The following is a 17,277-nucleotide window of genomic DNA, read 5'->3' on the forward strand; positions in this document are numbered from 1 at the left end:
TCAAAGGAAACAACACCATGACCGAGAAACACCTTTCCAGCCAGTTCGACAGCGAACTCAACGGCGTCTCGTCGCGCGTGATGGAGCTCGGCGGCATGGTCGAGTCGCAGATCCACCAGGCCGTGTACGCCCTGCTGCAGTTCGACGCCGAAGCCGCCGACCGCGTGATGGAGACCGAGCATCGCGTCAACGCGATGGAGATCGAGATCGACCGCGAGCTGTCGTCGATCATCGCCCGTCGCCAGCCCACGGCACGCGACCTGCGCCTCTTGATCGCCATCAGCAAGACCACCGCCAACCTGGAGCGCGTGGGCGACGAGGCCAACAAGATCGCACGTATGGTCAAGTCGATCATCGAAAGCGGATCGGCCCGCCAGCTGCCCACCACCGAGCTGCGCATTGCCGCCGACCTGGCCTCGAACCTGCTGCGCACCGCGCTGGACGCCTTCGCGCGCCTGGACACGGCCGCCGCGCTGTCGATCCTCAAGGACGACGACCTCATCGACAAGGAGTTCGACGGCTTCGTGCGCAAGCTGGTCACCTACATGATGGAAGACCCGCGCACCATCTCCGCCAGCCTGGACCTGCTGTTCCTGGCCAAGGCCATCGAACGCATCGGCGACCACGCCAAGAACATCGCCGAGTTCATCATCTACATCGTCAAGGGCGCCGATGTGCGGCACACTTCGATGGAGGAAATCGAGTCGGCATTGCAGTGACGACCGTCGCCGCAAAGACTCCCCATAACGCATGAAGAAACCAAGAGTCCTGATCGTCGAAGACGAATCCTCGATCGCCGAGCTGATCGCCGTCAACCTGCGCCACAACGGCTTCGAGCCGATCTGGTCCGAAGACGGTGCCGCCGCCCAGCGTGAAATCGACGCCTTCCTGCCGGACCTGATCCTGCTCGACTGGATGCTGCCGGGCCAGAGCGGCCTGCAGCTCGCGCGCCAGTGGCGCAAAGACCCGCGCACCAAGGCCATCCCGATCCTGATGCTCACGGCGCGCGGCGACGAGCCCGACAAGGTCGCCGGCCTCGATGCCGGTGCCGACGACTACATCACCAAGCCGTTCTCCACCCAGGAAATGCTGGCGCGCATCCGCGCCGTGCTGCGCCGCCGTGCGCCCGAGGTGGTGACCGAGCGCGTCGAGATCGGCGAACTCGCCCTCGACACCTCCACCCACCGCGTGACGTGGCAGGGCGGGGCGCTGAAGGTCGGCCCGACCGAGTTCAAGCTGCTGGCCTACCTGATGCAGCATGCCGAGCGCGTGCACAGCCGCGCGCAGCTGCTGGACAAGGTGTGGGGCGACCACGTCTACATCGAGGAACGCACGGTCGACGTGCACGTCAAGCGCCTGCGCGAGTCGCTGGGCGTGGCCGCGCCGATGGTGGAAACCGTTCGCGGAGCGGGTTACCGGCTGACGGCCCAAGTCACGGTGTGAGCAGCGCCGTGAGCCTCGGCGGCGGGCGCGGATAATCGCCCGCCATGCCTTTCCGTATTGCTACTTTTTTAATAGCGTCCCTCGCAATCGCGGCGGGCGCTGTCGGCCTTTTCGGCTGGAAGTACGGCTGGCTGGGCGCCTGGCTGGGCGCGGTGCTCTGGCTGGGCTTCGATGCCTGGCGCGCCGAACGCCTGTTGCGCGTGCTGCGCAACGACGCGGCCGGGCTGCCGTCGCGCGGGCCGGGCGTGTGGGGCGAGCTCTCGGAGCGCATCCGCAAGCTGCTGCGCGAGCGCGAACAACAGACCCGGCAGGCCGAAGACCGGCTGCAAGAGTTCCTGGCCGCGATCCAGGCTTCGCCCAACGGCGTGGTGCTGCTCGACGAGCAGGGCCGCATCGAGTGGTGCAACCAGACGGCGGCGGGCCAGTTCGGCATCGATGCCGAGCGCGACCTGCTGCAGCACCTGGCGAACCTCGTGCGCGATCCGGCGTTCGTGGCCTACCTGGCCTCGTGGAACTACAGCCGCGACGTCGTCATCGATGCACCCGGCCTCGTGCATGCACAGCATCGCGGCCATCCGGTGCGGCTGTCGGTGCAGGTGCATCCCTACGCCGGCAACCGGCGCATGCTGCTCACGCGCGACATCACGGCGCTGGAGCAGGCCGAGGCGATGCGGCGCGACTTCGTGGCCAACGTGTCGCACGAGATCCGCACGCCGCTCACGGTGCTGGCGGGCTTTGTCGAGACGCTGCAGAACCTGCCGCTCGATGCTGACGAGCGCACGCGTTACCTGTCGCTGATGGGGCAGCAGTCGCACCGGATGGAAACGCTGGTGAACGACCTGCTGACGCTGTCGCGGCTGGAAGGCAGCGCGGCGCCGTCAGGCAACCAGTGGGTGCGCATGCGCGCGCTGCTGGCGCAGTGCGAAGACGAAGGACGCGGCCTGTCGGGCCGGCTCACGCCGCAGGGGCACCGGCTCACGTTCACGTCCGAAGCCGAGTCCGAGTTGTCGGGCGCGCCGACCGAACTGCAGAGCGCGATGTCGAACCTCGTGAGCAATGCCATCCGCTACACGCCGGGCGGCGGCGAGGTGGTCGTGACCTGGCGGGTGCTGCCCGACGGGCGCGGCGAATACGCCGTGCGCGACACGGGCCCTGGCATTGCCGCCGAGCACATTCCGCGACTCACCGAGCGCTTCTATCGCATCGACCGCAGCCGGTCGCGCGAAACCGGCGGCACCGGGCTTGGGTTGGCGATCGTGAAGCACATTGCGCAGCGCCACGGCACCGAATTGCGCATCGAAAGCACGGTGGGCAAGGGCAGTCGTTTTGCGCTGCTGTTCCCGGCGACGCGGGTGCGCGAAGCGCGCGTGATGGTCAAGTAGCCAGCGAGCCGCGCGGCCTTCAGCGGGCCCGCGCGTTCATCGTCCAGCGCAGCAGTGCCACGAACAACAGCGCGGTGAGCGCCAGTGCTGCGGCGCTCATGAGCCAGAACGCCAGCGGCGACTGCATGGCGGGCCACGGCCCCAGGCCGCGGTAGGCCAGCAGGTAGCTGCCGCCCAAACCCATGCCCCAGAGCATCGCGCAGTAGATGACCAGCGGCGCCAGCGTCACGCGGTAGCAGCGCAGCACGAAGACGCACAGCGTCTGGAAGGCATCGGCGATGTGGTACAGCGCCACCGTGACCAGCAGCGCCGAGGCCATCGCGATCACGGCGGGGTTGTCGGAATACACGTTGGCGAGCTGCGTGCGAAACGCGGCCATGGCGCCGGCATAGAGCAGGGCAAACAGGGCGGTGAGCTCGAAGCCCAGGCGGCAGGCATGGCGCGCCCGGGCGGTGTCGCCGGCGCCGAGCCAGAAGCTCACGCGCGCGCTGGTCGCGATGGCGAGCGACAGCGGCGTCATGTAGGCCACGGCCAGCAGGTTCGAGGCGATCTGGTGCGCGGCCGCGGCCGCGGTGCCCAGGCGCGCGATGAAGAGCGCCATCAGCGTGAACGAGGTCACTTCCACCAGCACCGCGAGGCCTCCGGGCACGCCCAGCCGCGCGAACAGTCGGATCTGGCGCCAGTCGGGCGCCTCGATGCGTTCCCACAGCTGGTAGCCGCGGTAGAACGCGCCGTGGCGCAGCAGCCAGACCGCGCAGCCCAGCATGGCCCAGTTCACGCACAGCGTGGCCCAGGCGCAGCCCACCAGCCCCATCGCCGGCAGGCCGGCACCGCCGAAGGTGAACCAGACCGACAGCGGCAGCTTCACGAGCAGGGAGGCCAGCTGCAGCCAGGTCACGAGCTTGGGCTTGCCCAGGCTTTGGTTCAGCGTGCTGAAGAGGCGAAAGAGCAGGGCGGGCGCCAGCGCGAAGGCCAGCACCGCGAGGTAAGCCTCGACCTCGCCGCGCATGTCGGCGGGCACCTGCGTCCAGCGCAGCGCGGCGCCGGGCAGCAGCAGCACGGTCATGCCGACCACGACGGCGATGGCTGCGAGGTAGAGCGACTGGCGCACCGAGCGGCCGATCTCGCTGCCCCGGTTGGCGCCGTGCAGTTCGGCCCACACTGGCAGCAGCGCCTGCAGCACGCCCATCAGCGAGACATACACGCTGACGAAGATGGCGGCGCCCACCGAGAGCGCGGCCAGTGCGCCTTCGGAATAGCGGCCCGCGATGATGGTGTCGGCCACGCCGAAAGCCATCACGGCCAGCTGGCCGATCAGCACCGTGCCGGCGTGCCGTGCGATGAGTCCGCGTTCGTTCCCGTGCGTGCTGCTGCTCACGGGTCAGCGCACGATCTTTTCGTAGAGCAGCAGGTCGTCCGTGGGGCTGCTGGGACGGCGCAGCGTGCCGCTGAAGCGCCACTGTTCCAGCGGGATGATGGTGTGCAGCCGCTCGATGGTGTCGGGGCTCACGAGCAGCCACGGGCAGTCGTTGCCCAGCAGCAGCGGCTGCAGGTTGAGGTTGCCATGGTGGCGCAGCGCCGCGACGTGCGGCCGGCTCAAGGCCAGCTCGGCGACGCAGCGCGGATGGCCGATGCGCTCGGTCACGGCGCGCACCTGCGGGACGTAGCTGCGTGCGTAGTCGATGGACGGCAGCCACAGCGTCATCAGCAGCATCCAGCACAGCGCGGTGCCGCCGGCCGGCAGCACCAGCGTCTTCCAGAGCGCGGCGCGATGGCGCCCGGTGCGCCAGCGCACCAGCCAGCACCAGGCCAGCGTGGCGGCCAGGGCGAGCACGAAGGCCACCGGCGAGAACTCGGCCACGAAGCCCGGCACCAGCCGCGCCACGCTGGCGGCCGGCTTGCGCGGCGCGCCGGTCAGCATGGCGATCCAGTACATCCAGCCGAGCACGGCCAGGCCGCTGAAGAACAGCACGTTGAACCAGTCGATCAGCGCCGCGGCGCTGCGCCGGAAGGTCGGCAGCGCGAAGGCTGCCAGCGTGGCGAAGGCGGGCAGGGCCAGCAGCAGGGAGCGGTCGGAGAAGTCGGTGGTCCAGGTGGCGGCCAACGGCACCAGCGCAAACCACAGCGGCAGCGCCACGTGGCGCTCGAGCCACTGGCGGCGCCAGCGCCAGAGCGTCCAGATCGCGAGCGGCCAGACCGGCCAAGTGAACCACAGCAGCAGCTTGGCCTGGCTGCGCACGTCGGACAGCAGCGAGTGGCCCAGCGTGATCTTCCATTGCGCCAGGCCCAGGCCGAAGACCAGCGCGGCGGCCAGCACGGTGATGCCGACCATCGTCAGCAAGGCGGGCAGGGTGAAGCCGGGGCTCTCGTCGTCGCTGTAGCCTTCCGCTGCACGGATGGCGCGCTGGTGGCGCTCGTAGGCCATGTACACGGCGCTGCCGATCGCCAGCGCAAGGCCGACGGTCGGCCCGCCGCTCAGCGTCATGCCAAGGGTGCCGACCACGAGGGCGATCACCGGGCCGACGCGGCGGTAGGGCAGTGCGGCGACGCCGTAGAACAGGTGCGAGGCGAAGTACAGCTGCGCCAGTGCGGGGGTGGTTTCATGCCCCAGCTGGGCCAGGCCCAGCGAGGCGATCAGCGCCAGCAGGCCGCCGTCGGCGATGGCGCGGGCGTAGTCGGTGGGGCGCGCCTCGCCGCCGAAGGCAAAGGCCACAGGCTGGGCGCGCGGCGTGCGGGCGAGGTAGTAGACGGCGTACCAGGTCGCGGTGAAGGTGCCCCACAGCATCAGCGCGAACACGAAGCGCACCGCCAGATCGGGGTTGACCCACGACGGGGCGAGCTGGATCGCCCAGGCGCCGATCCAGTAGGGGATCAGCGCGGGGGTCTCGGGGCGCATGCCCAGCAGCAGCGGATCGAACCAGCGGGCGATGCCCTCGGTGCTGCGGGCCAGTTCGGCCATGTAGCCGAAGGCCGTGATGTCGGCGCTCTTCCAGGGGCCCCGGCCGAGCAGGCCCGGCAGCAGGTAGGCCGCGCACAGCAGCAGCAACGCGACGCGCGGCAGCCGGCGTACGGCATTCTGGGCAACGATCGCGGGGGTCGGCTGGTTCAAGGGCGAGGCGGAAGAGGCGAAGGGGTGATTGGAAAGAAAAAGGGCAGCGCGGTAAACCGGGCTGCCCTCGACGCCAGAGCGCGTGCCTGATTACTTGGCAGCGGTCTTGCCGAAGCGGTTGCGGAACTTCTCGACGCGACCACCCATGTTGTCCACCGACTTTTGCGTGCCGGTGTAGAAGGGGTGCGATTCGCTCGTGGTGTCGAGCTTGAACAGGGGCAGCTCGCGGCCGTCGTCGGTCTTGCCCATTTCCTTGGTGTTCGCGCACGAACGGGTCACGAACTTGAAGCCGTTCGACATGTCGACGAACAGAACTTCGCGGTAATTCGGGTGGATGCCTTCTTTTGCCATGGTGTTTCCTTTTGCGCTGTTGGAATCAATGCGCGGTCGATGCGAGAGCCACCAGCGTGCCAGCAATCTGGCGCGCCGCCCTTGAGGCCTTTGACGTGAAGTGTGGGGGCCAAGGAAGCCGGGCGACGTGCCCAGCCGCACTTTTCGCGGAGCCCATGATTATCGCATACTGCCCCAATTGCGAGCAAACCGGGCCCTCCCATGACTTCTACACCCCTTCGCGCCGGCCTTGTCGGCTACGGTTTCGCCGGCCAGACCTTCCATGCGCCGGTGCTCTCGGCCGTTCCGGGGCTCGAACTGGCGGCCGTGGCGAGCTCGCAGCCGCACAAGGTGCATGCCGACTGGCCGGGCGTGGCCGTGGTGCTTGACGTGGCGGCGCTGGTCGCCCGGGCGGACATCGACCTCGTGGTGGTGGCGACGCCCAATGCCCAGCACCATCCGGTCGCCAAGGCGGCGCTGGAGGCGGGCAAGCACGTGGTGGTCGACAAGCCCTTCACGCTCGACGTGGCCGAAGCGCGAGAGCTCGAATTGTTGTCAGGGCGCAACAATCGCGTGCTCTCGGTCTACCAGAACCGGCGTTTCGACGCCGACTTCCTGACGCTCCAGCAGGTCCTGGCATCTGGCGACCTGGGGTGCCCGGTGTACCTGGAATCGCATTTCGACCGCTTCAGGCCCCAGGTTCGTGAGCGCTGGCGAGAGCAGCCGGTACCAGGTTCGGGCCTGTGGGTGGACCTGGGCGCGCATCTGGTCGATCAGGCCGTGCAGCTCTTCGGCCGGCCCGACACGCTGCAACTCGACACCGCCGCCTTGCGCGATGGCGCGCTGGTCGAAGACTATTTCCATGCCGTGCTGCGCTACGAAGGCGGCCCCCATGCGCCCCTGCGCGTGGTGCTGCACGCCACGACGCTTGCGGCCCATGCGGCTCCGCGCTACATCGTGCACGGCACGCGCGGTAGCTACGTCAAGCACGGCGTCGACACGCAAGAAGACGCGCTGCGCGCCGGCCAGCGACCGCCGGCCGAAGGGTGGGGCGCCGATCCACTCGATGGCGAACTCACGCTGACGGGCAGCGACGGCGCACCGCACTTTCGCGCGGTACCGACGCAGGCCGGCAACTACGCCGACTACTACGCCGCGGTCCGCGATGCGATTCTCGGCAAGGGGCCCAATCCCGTTCCGCCCGCGCAGGCCGTTGCACTGATGGAGCTGCTCGACATCGGCCGCCAGAGCGCCGCCGAAGGCCGCGCCATCCGCATCGAGCGCCCATGAAAAAAGCGCGTTGACCCGTGAGGGCCAACGCGCTTTTGCGGAAGAGCCTGAAGCTCAGCCGCCGCGACGCATCATGTCGAAGAACTCGACATTGGTCTTGGTCGCCTTCATGTTCTTGAGCATCAGCTCCATCGACTCGATCTCGTCCATGTTGTACATGAGCTGACGCAGGATGCGGGTCTTCTGCAGGATCTCGGGGGCCAGCAGCAGTTCCTCGCGGCGCGTGCCGCTGCGGTTGAGCTGGATCGAGGGGAACACGCGCTTTTCGTACAGGCGACGGTCCAGGTGGATTTCGGAGTTGCCGGTGCCCTTGAACTCTTCGAAGATCACTTCGTCCATGCGGCTGCCGGTGTCGATCAGCGCGGTGCCGATGATGGTCAGCGAGCCGCCTTCTTCCACGTTGCGCGCGGCGCCCAGGAAGCGCTTGGGGCGCTGCAGCGCGTTGGAATCGACACCGCCGGTCAGCACCTTGCCCGACGAGGGCACGACGTTGTTGTAGGCGCGGGCCAGACGCGTGATCGAGTCCAGCAGGATCACCACGTCCTTCTTGAGTTCGACCAGGCGCTTGGCGCGCTCGATCACCATTTCGGCGACGTGCACGTGGCGCGCTGCGGGCTCGTCGAAGGTCGAAGCGATGACTTCGCCCTTCACCGTGCGCTGCATTTCGGTCACTTCTTCAGGGCGCTCGTCCACGAGCAGCACCATCATGTGGACGTCGGGGTAGTTGGCGCTGATCGCGTGGGCGATGTGCTGCATCATCACCGTCTTGCCGCTCTTGGGCGGTGCCACGAGCAGGGCGCGCTGGCCTTTGCCGATGGGGGCGATGATGTCGATGATGCGGCCGGTGAGGTTCTCTTCGCCCTTGACGCCTTCGCGTTCCAGCTTCATCTGTTCCTTGGGGAACAGCGGCGTCAGGTTCTCGAACATCACCTTGTGCTTGTTGGCTTCGGGTGCGCCGTCGTTGACCTTGTCCAGCTTGGTCAGTGCGAAGTAGCGCTCGCCGTCCTTGGGCGTGCGCACTTCACCTTCGATCATGTCGCCGGTGTGCAGGTTGAAGCGCCGCACCTGGCTGGGCGAGATGTAGATGTCGTCGGTGCTGGCCGTGAAGCTGGTGTCCGGGCTGCGCAGGAAGCCGAAGCCGTCGGGCAGGATTTCGAGCACACCGTCGGCGAAGACCTGTTCGCCGGCCTTGGCGCGCTTCTTGATGATCGCGAACATCAGCTCTTGCTTGCGCATGCGGCCGATGTTTTCGATCTCAAGCGCCTCAGCCTGCTTGAAGACTTCAGACACGTGGAGTGCCTTGAGTTCGTTTAAGTGCATGGAACGACCCCTGGAGGGGTAATCGAATCGGGAACGGGGGGAGGTTTGATGTGGGGCAAGAACTGCCTCACGAACCGGGGAACTCGAACCGGTTGCCTGATGAAAGGCCCGGTGAACTGAGGGCGATTATGACAGGAAAATCGCCCCGGCCAACGCATTGCGCGCTGGCCGGAAGAAATGCATCAGGCGAGTTGCTGGTCGATGAAGGCCGTGAGTTGCGCCTTGCTCATGGCGCCGACCTTGGTGGCGGCCAGCTGGCCGTCCTTGAACAGCATCAGCGTGGGGATGCCGCGAATGCCGAACTTGGCGGGGATGTCGCGGTTCTCGTCGACGTTGAGCTTGGCGATCTGCAGCTTGCCTTCGTAGGTGGCCGAGACTTCGTCCAGGATCGGGGCGATCATCTTGCAGGGACCGCACCATTCGGCCCAGTAGTCGACCAGAACCGGCTGGCTGGACTTGAGCACGTCGGCCTCGAAGGAAGAATCGGAGATGTGTTTGATCAGTTCGCTGGCCATGTGATGTGTCCTTGTGCGCAGAGAGAGTTTCGGTGCAGCTAAAGTGCTGGTCATTGTGACAGAAACCAAGGGGTGACGTGCCATGCGGCCCGGCTATGGCGGCGATAGCCAAAGCCCTTTGCGGCCCTGCCGCCGACCCCCTCAACCCCCTCGATAGAACATGAACGAAGGCCACCCCGTCCAGGCCCTGTGGTGCGATCCCGCCGACGGCGTCGTCGCGCGGATCGTGCGCGCGCTCGGCGAACGGCAGCTGCATGCGGCGCGCACCGTGGTGCTGGTGCCGTACGCGCAGCTGATGGCGGTTGCGCGCGGCATGTGGGCGCGCTGCGGCAGCCCGGGCTTCGTGCCGCGCTTCGAGACCACGCACAACTGGGCGCGCAGCGCGGGTGGCTTCCTGCCGTCCGGCTACGACATCGCCTTCGACATGGCGCGCGACCTGGTCACGGCCCAGGGCCTGCTTGCGCAGTCGGGCTTCCAGGCCGAACGCTTCGCGCTCGCGGGGCGCGTGGTCGAGCTGGCCTACCAGCTGGCGCCGCTGGCATCCGCCGTGGCGCCTGACGCGCGCGGCAGCGACTGGGCCCAGGGGGCGTCCAAGGTGGCCGATGCCGGCAGCGAGTCGGAGTGGTTCCGCATCGAGAGCGCGCTGATCCGCGTCGCCGTGGCCTGGGCCGCGAACTCGGGCTATGCGACCGACGTGCTGCTGCGCGACGCGGCGCGCACCCAGGTCGATGCGCTGATCGTGCTCGAAGGCTTCCAGACCGACCCGCTCACGCAGGCCCTGTGCGCGCGGTGGGGCGACCGCGCGATCCGCATCCCGCTCGTGCCCGCCGATGCCCCGCCATCTGCCGCCCACGCGCACGTGGCGCTCGACCCCGAAGACGAGGCCCAGCTGGCCGCCGCCTGCGTGCTGCAGCACCTGGTAGAGGGCCGCGCACCGGTTGCGCTCGTTGCCACCGATCGCGCGCTCACCCGCCGCATCAGCGCCCAGCTGAGCACGCAGGGCATCGTCACGCACGACGAAACCGGCTGGAAGCTGTCCACCACGCGCGCTGCCGCCACGCTGATGAGTGCCTTGCGCGCCTGCGCGCACGACGCCGCCACCGACCAGGTGCTCGAATGGCTCAAGAGCGGCGCCGAGGTCGATGTGTTCGCCGTGCAGTCGCTCGAAATGCGCCTGCGGCGCGAAGGCGTGCGCGACTGGCAGGCTTGGTGCGCGTTGATCGCGCGCAGCGACAAGCCGCGGGACGAAAGCCTGCGCACGTTCACCGCCACCATCGAAGCCCGCCGCGCCCCGATGGCGCGCGCGCGCTCCCTGGCCGAGTGGCATCGCGCGCTGCGCGAGCTGTTGACGGTCGGCGAGCAGTGGGACGCGCTTGCCGCCGACTTCGCGGGCGCCAAGGTGATCGCCGCCCTCTGGCTTGATGCTGACGCACACGGCGAGGAGGACGAATTCCCCGGCGGACGCCACAGCCTGGCCGAGTTCACGGCCTGGGCGCGCGACGTGCTCGAGGACGCCAGCTTCGTGCCGCCCGCCGGCGACGAGGCGCCCAAGGTCTCCGTGCTGCCGATGTACCAGCTGCTGGGCCGCGTCTTCGGCGCCGTCGTCATTCCCGGCTGCGACGACCGCCGCATGCCCGCGTCGCCCGAGCCGCCGGGCAACTGGAGCGCAGCGCAGCGCCTCGACCTGGGGCTGGCCTCGCGCGAGGTGCTGGAGGCCGCACAGCGCGCGGCCTGGGCCATGGCCACGCGCAACCCGAGCTGCGACCTGGTCTGGCGCCATTCCGACGCCAGCGGCGAGCCCGTGCGGCCGAGCCCGCTGGTGCAGGCCCTGCAGCTCGCGCACGCATTGCAGTCGGGCGCCGATCCGCGCACGCCGCGCGACGTCGCCGTTACGCCGACCCTGCGGCCCACGCCCTCGGGCGCGCTGCTGCCGCTCACGAATGTGTCGACCAGCGTCTACGAAGACCTGCGCCGCTGTCCCTATCGCTTCTTCGCGCTGCGCCAGCTGGGCCTGCGCACCGCCGACGAGCTCGATGCCGAGGTCGACAAGCGCGACTTCGGCAACTGGCTGCACGCGGTGCTCGGCCAGTTCCACGAGACCTTGCGCGACGCGCCGACAAGCGATGCGCAGGCGCGCGCCACGCTGCTCGCCGACACCGCGCGCGATGTGACGCAGACGCTCGGCTACTCCGATGCCGAGTTCCTGCCGTTCGCCGCCGCGTGGCCGGCGGTGCGCGACGGGTATCTCGAATGGCTCACGAAACATGAAGCCGACGGGGCGGTCTTCGTCGAAGCCGAGCCCTGGAAAGAACAGCCCCTGGGCACCCTGCGGCTGGTCGGCCGGCTCGACCGCGTTGACCGCACGGCCGACGGCCAGCCCTTCGTGATCGACTACAAGACCGAGACCGCCTCCGTCACCAAGGAGCGCGTGAAGGACCCGACCGAGGACACGCAGCTCGCCTTCTACGCAGCGCTGGTCGCCGACGACACCTTGCGAGCGGCCTACGTCAACGTGGGCGAGAAATCGTCCGGCACGCAGACCGTCGAGCAGCCCGCCGTGGTCGAGGCGCGCGATGCGCTGGTCGCCGGCATCATCGACGACTTCGCACGCATCGCGCAGGGCGCGCCGCTGCCGCCGCTGGGCGAGGGCAGCGTCTGCGATTTCTGCGCCGCGCGCGGCCTGTGCCGCAAGGATTTCTGGGAGGTCACGCCATGAACGGTGCTGCCTACGAACACAACGGCCGGCACGTCGCGCGCGAGGCCTTCTACACCGTCGCCTGCGATCCGCGGCGCTCGGTCGCGGTCGAGGCCTGTGCGGGCGCCGGCAAGACCTGGATGCTGGTGTCGCGCATCGTGCGCGCGCTGCTCGAAGAGGCTGATTCCGCCTGCGAGCCGCACGAGATCCTGGCCATCACCTTCACCAAGAAGGCCGCCGGCGAAATGCGCGAGCGGCTCGACCAGTGGCTCGCGCTCTTCGCCGAGCTCGATCCGGCCGCGTCGCAACGCGAGCTCGTGATGCGCGGCATGACACCGGAGGCCGCGCAGGCGGCCGTGCCGCGCCTGCAAGGGCTCTACCGGCGGCTGCTTGAAGGCGGGCGCCCGGTGCAGTTCCGTACCTTCCACGCGTGGTTCGCGGGCTTGCTGCGCAACGCGCCGCTCGCCGTGCTGCGCGAGCTGGGGCTGCCCGCGAACTACGAACTGCTCGAAGACGATGCCGAGGCGCGCAACCACACCTGGCGTCCGTTCTTCGAGGCCGTGACCGGCGATGCGCGCGCGCTGGCCGACTACTACGCGGTCGTCGCCACGCACGGCCGCTCTCAGACGGCGAAGGCGCTGGGCGAGGCGCTGTCGAAGCGGGTCGAGTTCTCGCTGTCCGCCCCCCAGGATGCGGTGACGCCGTTCGACGTGCTGTACCCAGCCCTGCAGGGGCTGGAGGTGCCGACCGACGCGCTGCGCGGCGAGGCCGTGCGCCGCCGCTGGCTCGACCGCGCCGCCGCCCTCGGCCGCGAGGCCAACAAGACGCCGCAGAAGGCGGCCGAAGCCATCATCGACGTGTTCGGCACCGGCGAGCCCGCGCCCGAGGCGCTGGCCGATGCACTCGCCGTGCTGCGCAAGACCTTCTTCGTCGCGAGCGAAGACCGGCTCACCAAGAACCTGCAGAAATTCCCCGCCGCGCAAGAGGCCGAGACCGAACTGCAGCTGCTGTGCGCCGCGCAGGCGCAGCACGCGGCCTGGCTTTACCAGCAGCGCATGACGCGGCTCACGCGCCTGCTGATCACCGCCTTCGGCGAGGTCAAGCGCGCGCACGGCTGGGTCGACATGAACGACGTCGAGCAGGCCGCGCAGCTGCTCCTGGGCCAGTCGGCGCTGTCGGGCTGGGTGCAGGAGCGGCTCGACGCGCGCGTCGCGCACCTGCTGATCGACGAGTTCCAGGACACCAACCCGCTGCAGTGGCAGGCGCTCTACGGCTGGCTCAGCGCCTACACCGGTGCGGGCGGCAGCGCGCCGCGCGTGTTCATCGTGGGCGACCCCAAGCAGAGCATCTATCGTTTCCGCCGCGCCGAGCCGCAGGTGTTCATCGCCGCCAAGAAGTTCGTGCGCGAAGGGCTCGGCGGCGAACTGCTCAACTGCGACCACACGCACCGCAACGCGCGCGCCGTGGTCGGCCTCGTCAACAGCGCGATGCTGGCCGCGCAGGCGGCCGGCGAGTTCGACGGCTACCGTGCCCACACCACCGAGCGCGGCGACGAGGGCGAGCTGCTGAAGCTGCCCGCCATCGACCGCGACGCGCTCGACACCACGGTGGCCGCCGCGCCGGCCGACGACGGCATGCTGCACTGGCGCGACAGCCTCGTCACGCCGCGCGTGCTGCCCGAAGAACAGCTGCTGCAGAAGGAGTGCGAGCAGGCCGCGCGCTGGGTCGCGCAGCGCATCGCCGATGGCACGCCGCCGCGCCAGATCATGGTGCTGGCGCGCCGCCGCAGCCGGCTGTCGGCCATGCAGGACGCGCTGCGCCGTCGCCACATCCCCGTGCAGCAGCCCGAGAAGAACGACCTGAACGATGCACCCGAAGTGCAGGACGTGGTCGCGCTGCTCGACGCGCTGGTGTCGCCTGCGCATGACCTGTCGCTGGCGCGCGCACTCAAGTCGCCGCTGTTCGGCATCGACGACGACACGCTGGTGCAACTGGCCCGCTGCCAGCGCGAGACGCCGGTGGCCAGCTGGTTCTCTCTGATCCAGAGGGGCGAAGGCCTGCCACCCGTGCTGACCGAGGCGGGCGTGCAGCTGCGCCGTTGGCAGCGCTGGCTGATGGCGATGCCGCCGCACGACGCGCTGGACGCGATCTTTCACGACGGTGACGTGCTCGCGAAGTTCGGCGCCGCGGTGCCGGCGGCCTTGCGCCAGAGCGCGCTGGCCAACCTGCGCGGGCTGGTCGCCGCCTCGCTCGACATCGACGGTGCGCGCTTCGCGACGCCTTATGCCCTGGTGCGCGCCTTGCGCGCGGGCGGCGTGCGCGCGCCCACCGTGGCCGCGCCCGAAGCCGTGCAGCTGCTGACCGTGCACGGCGCCAAGGGCCTCGAGGCCGACACCGTGCTGATGCTCGACTGCGACGCGCCGCCGCCGCGCGCCCAGACCATGGGCGTGCTGGTCGAATGGAAGGGCAGCGACAGCGCGCCGACGCGCTTCGTGTTCCTGGCCAGCGAGAAGACCCCGCCGGCCTGCGCCGCCGCGCTGCTCGAGGAGGAGCAGCGCGCGCGCCACCGCGAAGAACTCAACGGCCTCTACGTGGCGACCACGCGGGCGCGCGAGCGGCTGGTGCTGTCGTCGGTGAAGCCGTCGCGCGCCAACGAGGGCAGCTGGTGGGCGCGGCTGGAGCCGCTGTGCGAGCCGACCGAGGCCGACGAGCCGCTGGTCGAAGCCTCCGCTGCCGGCGAGACCGGGGTGGGCACCTTCGCGATGAAGCGCCTGCCCGCAGCGCTCGTGGCTGCAACCGGTGCGCCGCCAGAAAAGAAAAAGACGCAAGACGCCACGGTCGACGCGCGCGCCGCCGCGTTCGGCCAAGCCATGCACCGGCTGCTCGAATGGGCGGTGCCCGGCGAAGCCTTGCCGCCGGCCCATGTGCGGGCGGCCGCGCGCGAATTCATGCTCGATCCGCAGCAGGCACGCGGCGCCGCGGCGCTGGCCCAGCGCATCCGCGCGGGCGCCGGTGCCTGGGTGTGGGACGATCGCAGCATCGACTGGCATGGCAATGAAGTCACGCTGGTCCACGAGGGCGATACCTTGCGCATCGACCGGCTGGTGCGCGAGCGCGCCACTGGCGCATGGTGGATCCTCGACTACAAATCGGCCGCGCGCCCCGAACGGGACGCGGCCCTGATCGCACAGATGCAGCGCTACCGCGCTGCCGTGCAACATGCCTACCCCGGTGCCACGGTGCGCGCCGCGTTCCTGACCGGGCAGGGCGAACTGGTGAATCTCGAATGACTGTTTCTTCTACCGTCGCCGTCATCGGCGGCGGACCTGCCGGCCTGATGGCGGCCGAAGTGCTGAGCGCGTCCGGCGCGCAGGTGCATGTGTACGACGCGATGCCCTCGGTGGGCCGCAAGTTTTTGCTGGCCGGCCGCGGCGGCCTCAACCTCACGCACTCCGAGCCCTTCGACGTGTTCGTAACCCGCTTCGGCGAGCGCCGCGCGCAGCTCGAGCCGCTGCTCGCCAAATTCGGTCCGCAACAGGCGCGCGAGTGGGCGGCCGGACTGGGCATCGAGACCTTCGTCGGCACCTCGGGCCGCGTGTTCCCGACCGACATGAAGGCCGCGCCCTTGCTGCGCGCCTGGCTGCATCGCCTGCGCGCCGCGGGCGTGCAGTTCCACATGCGGCATCGCTGGGTGGGCGACGCGGCCTTCGATGCGAACGCGCTGCGCTTCGCGACGCCGACGGGCGAGGTCACCGCCAGGGCCGACGCCGTGGTGCTGGCCCTGGGCGGCGCGAGCTGGGCGCGCCTGGGCTCCGACGGAGCGTGGGCACCGTGGCTGCAAGCGCAGGGCGTGGCGGTGGCGCCGCTGCTGCCCGCCAATTGCGGCTTCGACGGCGCAGGCTGGAGCGAGCATTTTTCAAGCCGCTTCGCGGGGCAGCCCTTCAAGTCAGTCGCGATCGCCTTCACCGACAGCCAGGGGCGGCACTTTGCGCGCAAGGGCGAGTTCGTCGCCACGGCCACGGGCATCGAAGGCAGCCTGGTCTATGCAGCGTCCGCGCTGCTGCGCGACGAGATTGCAGCGAACGGCAGTGCGACGCTGCTGCTTGACCTGCTGCCTGACCGCAGCGCCGAACAGGTGCTCGCCGCGGTGAAGCATCCGCGCGGCGCTCGCTCGCTGAGCAGCCACCTCAAGAGCCGTCTCGGCATCGAGGGCATCAAGGCGGGCGTGCTGCACGAAGCGCTGAGCAAGGAAGCCATGCAGGACCCGGCGCAGCTGGCGGCCACCATCAAGGCGGTGCCGCTGAAGCTGGTCGCGACGCGGCCGGTCGACGAAGCGATCAGCACGGCGGGCGGCGTGCGCTTCGACGCGCTCGATCCGGCCCTGATGGCGACGGCGCTGCCCGGCGTGTTCGCGGCAGGGGAGATGCTGGATTGGGAAGCGCCGACCGGCGGCTACCTGCTCACGGCGGCGATGGCCAGCGGGGCGGCTGCGGCGCGCGGCGCGATCCAGCGTCTGGGGCTGTAGCCGCAGGCCTGCTCAGCGCTCGCAGGGCCAGAAGAACACCTGCTCGGGATCGTCCGCATCGAGGTTCTCGATGTGGCCGCTCTCCCTGAACCCGGCTTCTTTCAGCAGCGATTGCATCGCCGTGTTCGAGCGGTTCGTGGAGGTGAAGAGCTTGGGGCGTTCGCAGATCGACTGGAAGTGATCAACGAGCCGCAGGCCGAGCCGCCTGCGGCGAAATCGCTCGCCGACCATCAGCATCTCGATGAAGCCGCAGTCGAAGAAGTGGTGGTGCAGCACGCCGTAGGCGGCGATGTCGCCATCCACCTCGATCACATGGCAGAAGCGATCCTCGATCCAGCCTTGGATCTGCACGGCGCGGCGCGCATCGTGTGCGGCCACGGTGTCGAGGCGCACCAACGCTTCGAGATCGCTGATGCGGGCGGGCCGGATGTCCAAGTTCATGGATGGCTGCGCGAAGTTCTGGGAGTTTGATGTGTCCGGGGTCGGTAACCCCCGGACACGGCGCGTAAGTTCTCTGCAAAGGAACTCACGGCTTCTGAATGTTAGGTTGACGAGCCTTACCCCTGGCACTGACTACGCAGTTAGGGCTGCTTGGTTCCCCACCTGACCCGGTTGGCCACTTCACCATGCAGGGAGGCCCGTCAGCCTGCATTCTAACCGCGCGGATT

General features: G+C 69.1%; 13 protein-coding genes and 1 other RNA gene. 7 read left to right on the forward strand and 7 right to left on the reverse strand.

What is annotated here, in order from left to right; all coding sequences use genetic code 11:
- Nucleotides 1–17 precede the first annotated feature (17 nt).
- From phoU to phoR, 3 genes are read left to right on the forward strand one after another with little or no spacing between them, the layout of a single operon-like run.
- The gene (gene phoU / locus VHAB30_RS08320) at nt 18–719 is read left to right on the forward strand and encodes a phosphate signaling complex protein PhoU (RefSeq protein ID WP_062473142.1); all 702 of its coding nucleotides are present in this window, start codon (nt 18–20) and stop codon (nt 717–719) included.
- A 31-nt stretch (nt 720–750) separates the two neighbouring features.
- Complete coding sequence (gene phoB, locus VHAB30_RS08325; protein WP_062473140.1) at nt 751–1,443, forward strand: phosphate regulon transcriptional regulator PhoB; 693 nt, start codon at nt 751–753, stop codon at nt 1,441–1,443.
- 44 nt (nt 1,444–1,487) lie between these two features.
- Nucleotides 1,488–2,825: a phosphate regulon sensor histidine kinase PhoR gene (gene phoR / locus VHAB30_RS08330; RefSeq protein WP_174250214.1), complete on the forward strand. Its 1,338-nt coding sequence runs from the start codon at nt 1,488–1,490 to the stop codon at nt 2,823–2,825.
- Between the two features lie 19 nt (nt 2,826–2,844).
- Here phoR and VHAB30_RS08335 read toward each other — a convergent pair whose 3' ends face one another.
- The 3 genes from VHAB30_RS08335 to VHAB30_RS08345 form a co-directional block, all read right to left on the reverse strand.
- Nucleotides 2,845–4,203: an MATE family efflux transporter gene (locus tag VHAB30_RS08335; RefSeq protein WP_235926514.1), complete on the reverse strand. Its 1,359-nt coding sequence runs from the start codon at nt 4,201–4,203 to the stop codon at nt 2,845–2,847.
- A gap of 3 nt (nt 4,204–4,206) precedes the next feature.
- Entirely contained in the window at nt 4,207–5,934 is a 1,728-nt protein-coding gene (locus VHAB30_RS08340) for a hypothetical protein (RefSeq protein ID WP_159276602.1), read from the reverse strand.
- 90 nt (nt 5,935–6,024) lie between these two features.
- Nucleotides 6,025–6,285 (reverse strand): type B 50S ribosomal protein L31, encoded by a 261-nt coding sequence (locus VHAB30_RS08345; protein WP_056580149.1) that lies wholly within the window; start codon nt 6,283–6,285, stop codon nt 6,025–6,027.
- A gap of 201 nt (nt 6,286–6,486) precedes the next feature.
- Here VHAB30_RS08345 and VHAB30_RS08350 point away from each other — a divergent pair, with 201 nt between their 5' ends.
- Entirely contained in the window at nt 6,487–7,554 is a 1,068-nt protein-coding gene (locus VHAB30_RS08350; protein WP_159276604.1) for an oxidoreductase, read from the forward strand.
- A 54-nt stretch (nt 7,555–7,608) separates the two neighbouring features.
- Here the strand turns inward: VHAB30_RS08350 and rho are convergent, their stop codons facing one another.
- Together rho and trxA are read right to left on the reverse strand one after the other, a co-directional pair.
- Complete coding sequence (gene rho / locus VHAB30_RS08355) at nt 7,609–8,874, reverse strand: transcription termination factor Rho (protein ID WP_062473130.1); 1,266 nt, start codon at nt 8,872–8,874, stop codon at nt 7,609–7,611.
- A gap of 182 nt (nt 8,875–9,056) precedes the next feature.
- Nucleotides 9,057–9,389, reverse strand: a complete 333-nt coding sequence (trxA, locus tag VHAB30_RS08360) for a thioredoxin TrxA (protein WP_042578306.1) — start codon at nt 9,387–9,389, stop codon at nt 9,057–9,059.
- Nucleotides 9,390–9,549: 160 nt separating this feature from the next.
- On the opposite strand from trxA, the gene VHAB30_RS08365 reads away from it, so the two are divergent.
- Genes VHAB30_RS08365 through VHAB30_RS08375 form a run of 3 tightly spaced genes read left to right on the forward strand, consistent with a single transcriptional unit; the run spans nt 9,550 to nt 16,609 of the window.
- On the forward strand, nt 9,550–12,105 hold the full coding sequence (locus VHAB30_RS08365; protein ID WP_159276606.1) for a PD-(D/E)XK nuclease family protein: 2,556 nt from the start codon (nt 9,550–9,552) through the stop codon (nt 12,103–12,105).
- A complete protein-coding gene (locus VHAB30_RS08370; RefSeq protein ID WP_159276608.1) occupies nt 12,102–15,374 on the forward strand; it encodes a UvrD-helicase domain-containing protein in 3,273 nt (1,090 codons plus the stop codon). Before VHAB30_RS08365 ends, VHAB30_RS08370 begins: the two co-directional genes overlap by 4 nt.
- Complete coding sequence (locus VHAB30_RS08375) at nt 15,371–16,609, forward strand: TIGR03862 family flavoprotein (RefSeq protein ID WP_159276610.1); 1,239 nt, start codon at nt 15,371–15,373, stop codon at nt 16,607–16,609. The genes VHAB30_RS08370 and VHAB30_RS08375 overlap by 4 nt, the downstream gene beginning before the upstream one ends.
- Nucleotides 16,610–16,621: 12 nt before the next feature.
- Here VHAB30_RS08375 and VHAB30_RS08380 read toward each other — a convergent pair whose 3' ends face one another.
- Together VHAB30_RS08380 and ffs are read right to left on the reverse strand one after the other, a co-directional pair.
- A complete protein-coding gene (locus VHAB30_RS08380; protein WP_216850702.1) occupies nt 16,622–17,050 on the reverse strand; it encodes a GNAT family N-acetyltransferase in 429 nt (142 codons plus the stop codon).
- Between the two features lie 105 nt (nt 17,051–17,155).
- Nucleotides 17,156–17,252: signal recognition particle sRNA small type (gene ffs, locus VHAB30_RS08385), an RNA gene on the reverse strand.
- Between the last annotated feature and the right edge of the window lie 25 nt (nt 17,253–17,277).

The organism is Variovorax boronicumulans (assembly GCF_009811375.1).
GTDB lineage: Bacteria > Pseudomonadota > Gammaproteobacteria > Burkholderiales > Burkholderiaceae_C > Variovorax > Variovorax boronicumulans.

Coding starts and splice junctions, on each gene's coding strand:
- phoB (WP_062473140.1), top strand. CDS start 751: ATGAAGAAACCAAGAGTCCTGATCGTCGAAGACGAATCCTCGATCGCC.
- phoU (WP_062473142.1), top strand. CDS start 18: ATGACCGAGAAACACCTTTCCAGCCAGTTCGACAGCGAACTCAACGGC.
- VHAB30_RS08380 (WP_216850702.1), bottom strand. CDS start 17,050: ATGAACTTGGACATCCGGCCCGCCCGCATCAGCGATCTCGAAGCGTTG.
- VHAB30_RS08370 (WP_159276608.1), top strand. CDS start 12,102: ATGAACGGTGCTGCCTACGAACACAACGGCCGGCACGTCGCGCGCGAG.
- rho (WP_062473130.1), bottom strand. CDS start 8,874: ATGCACTTAAACGAACTCAAGGCACTCCACGTGTCTGAAGTCTTCAAG.
- phoR (WP_174250214.1), top strand. CDS start 1,488: ATGCCTTTCCGTATTGCTACTTTTTTAATAGCGTCCCTCGCAATCGCG.
- VHAB30_RS08365 (WP_159276606.1), top strand. CDS start 9,550: ATGAACGAAGGCCACCCCGTCCAGGCCCTGTGGTGCGATCCCGCCGAC.
- VHAB30_RS08375 (WP_159276610.1), top strand. CDS start 15,371: ATGACTGTTTCTTCTACCGTCGCCGTCATCGGCGGCGGACCTGCCGGC.
- VHAB30_RS08350 (WP_159276604.1), top strand. CDS start 6,487: ATGACTTCTACACCCCTTCGCGCCGGCCTTGTCGGCTACGGTTTCGCC.
- trxA (WP_042578306.1), bottom strand. CDS start 9,389: ATGGCCAGCGAACTGATCAAACACATCTCCGATTCTTCCTTCGAGGCC.
- VHAB30_RS08345 (WP_056580149.1), bottom strand. CDS start 6,285: ATGGCAAAAGAAGGCATCCACCCGAATTACCGCGAAGTTCTGTTCGTC.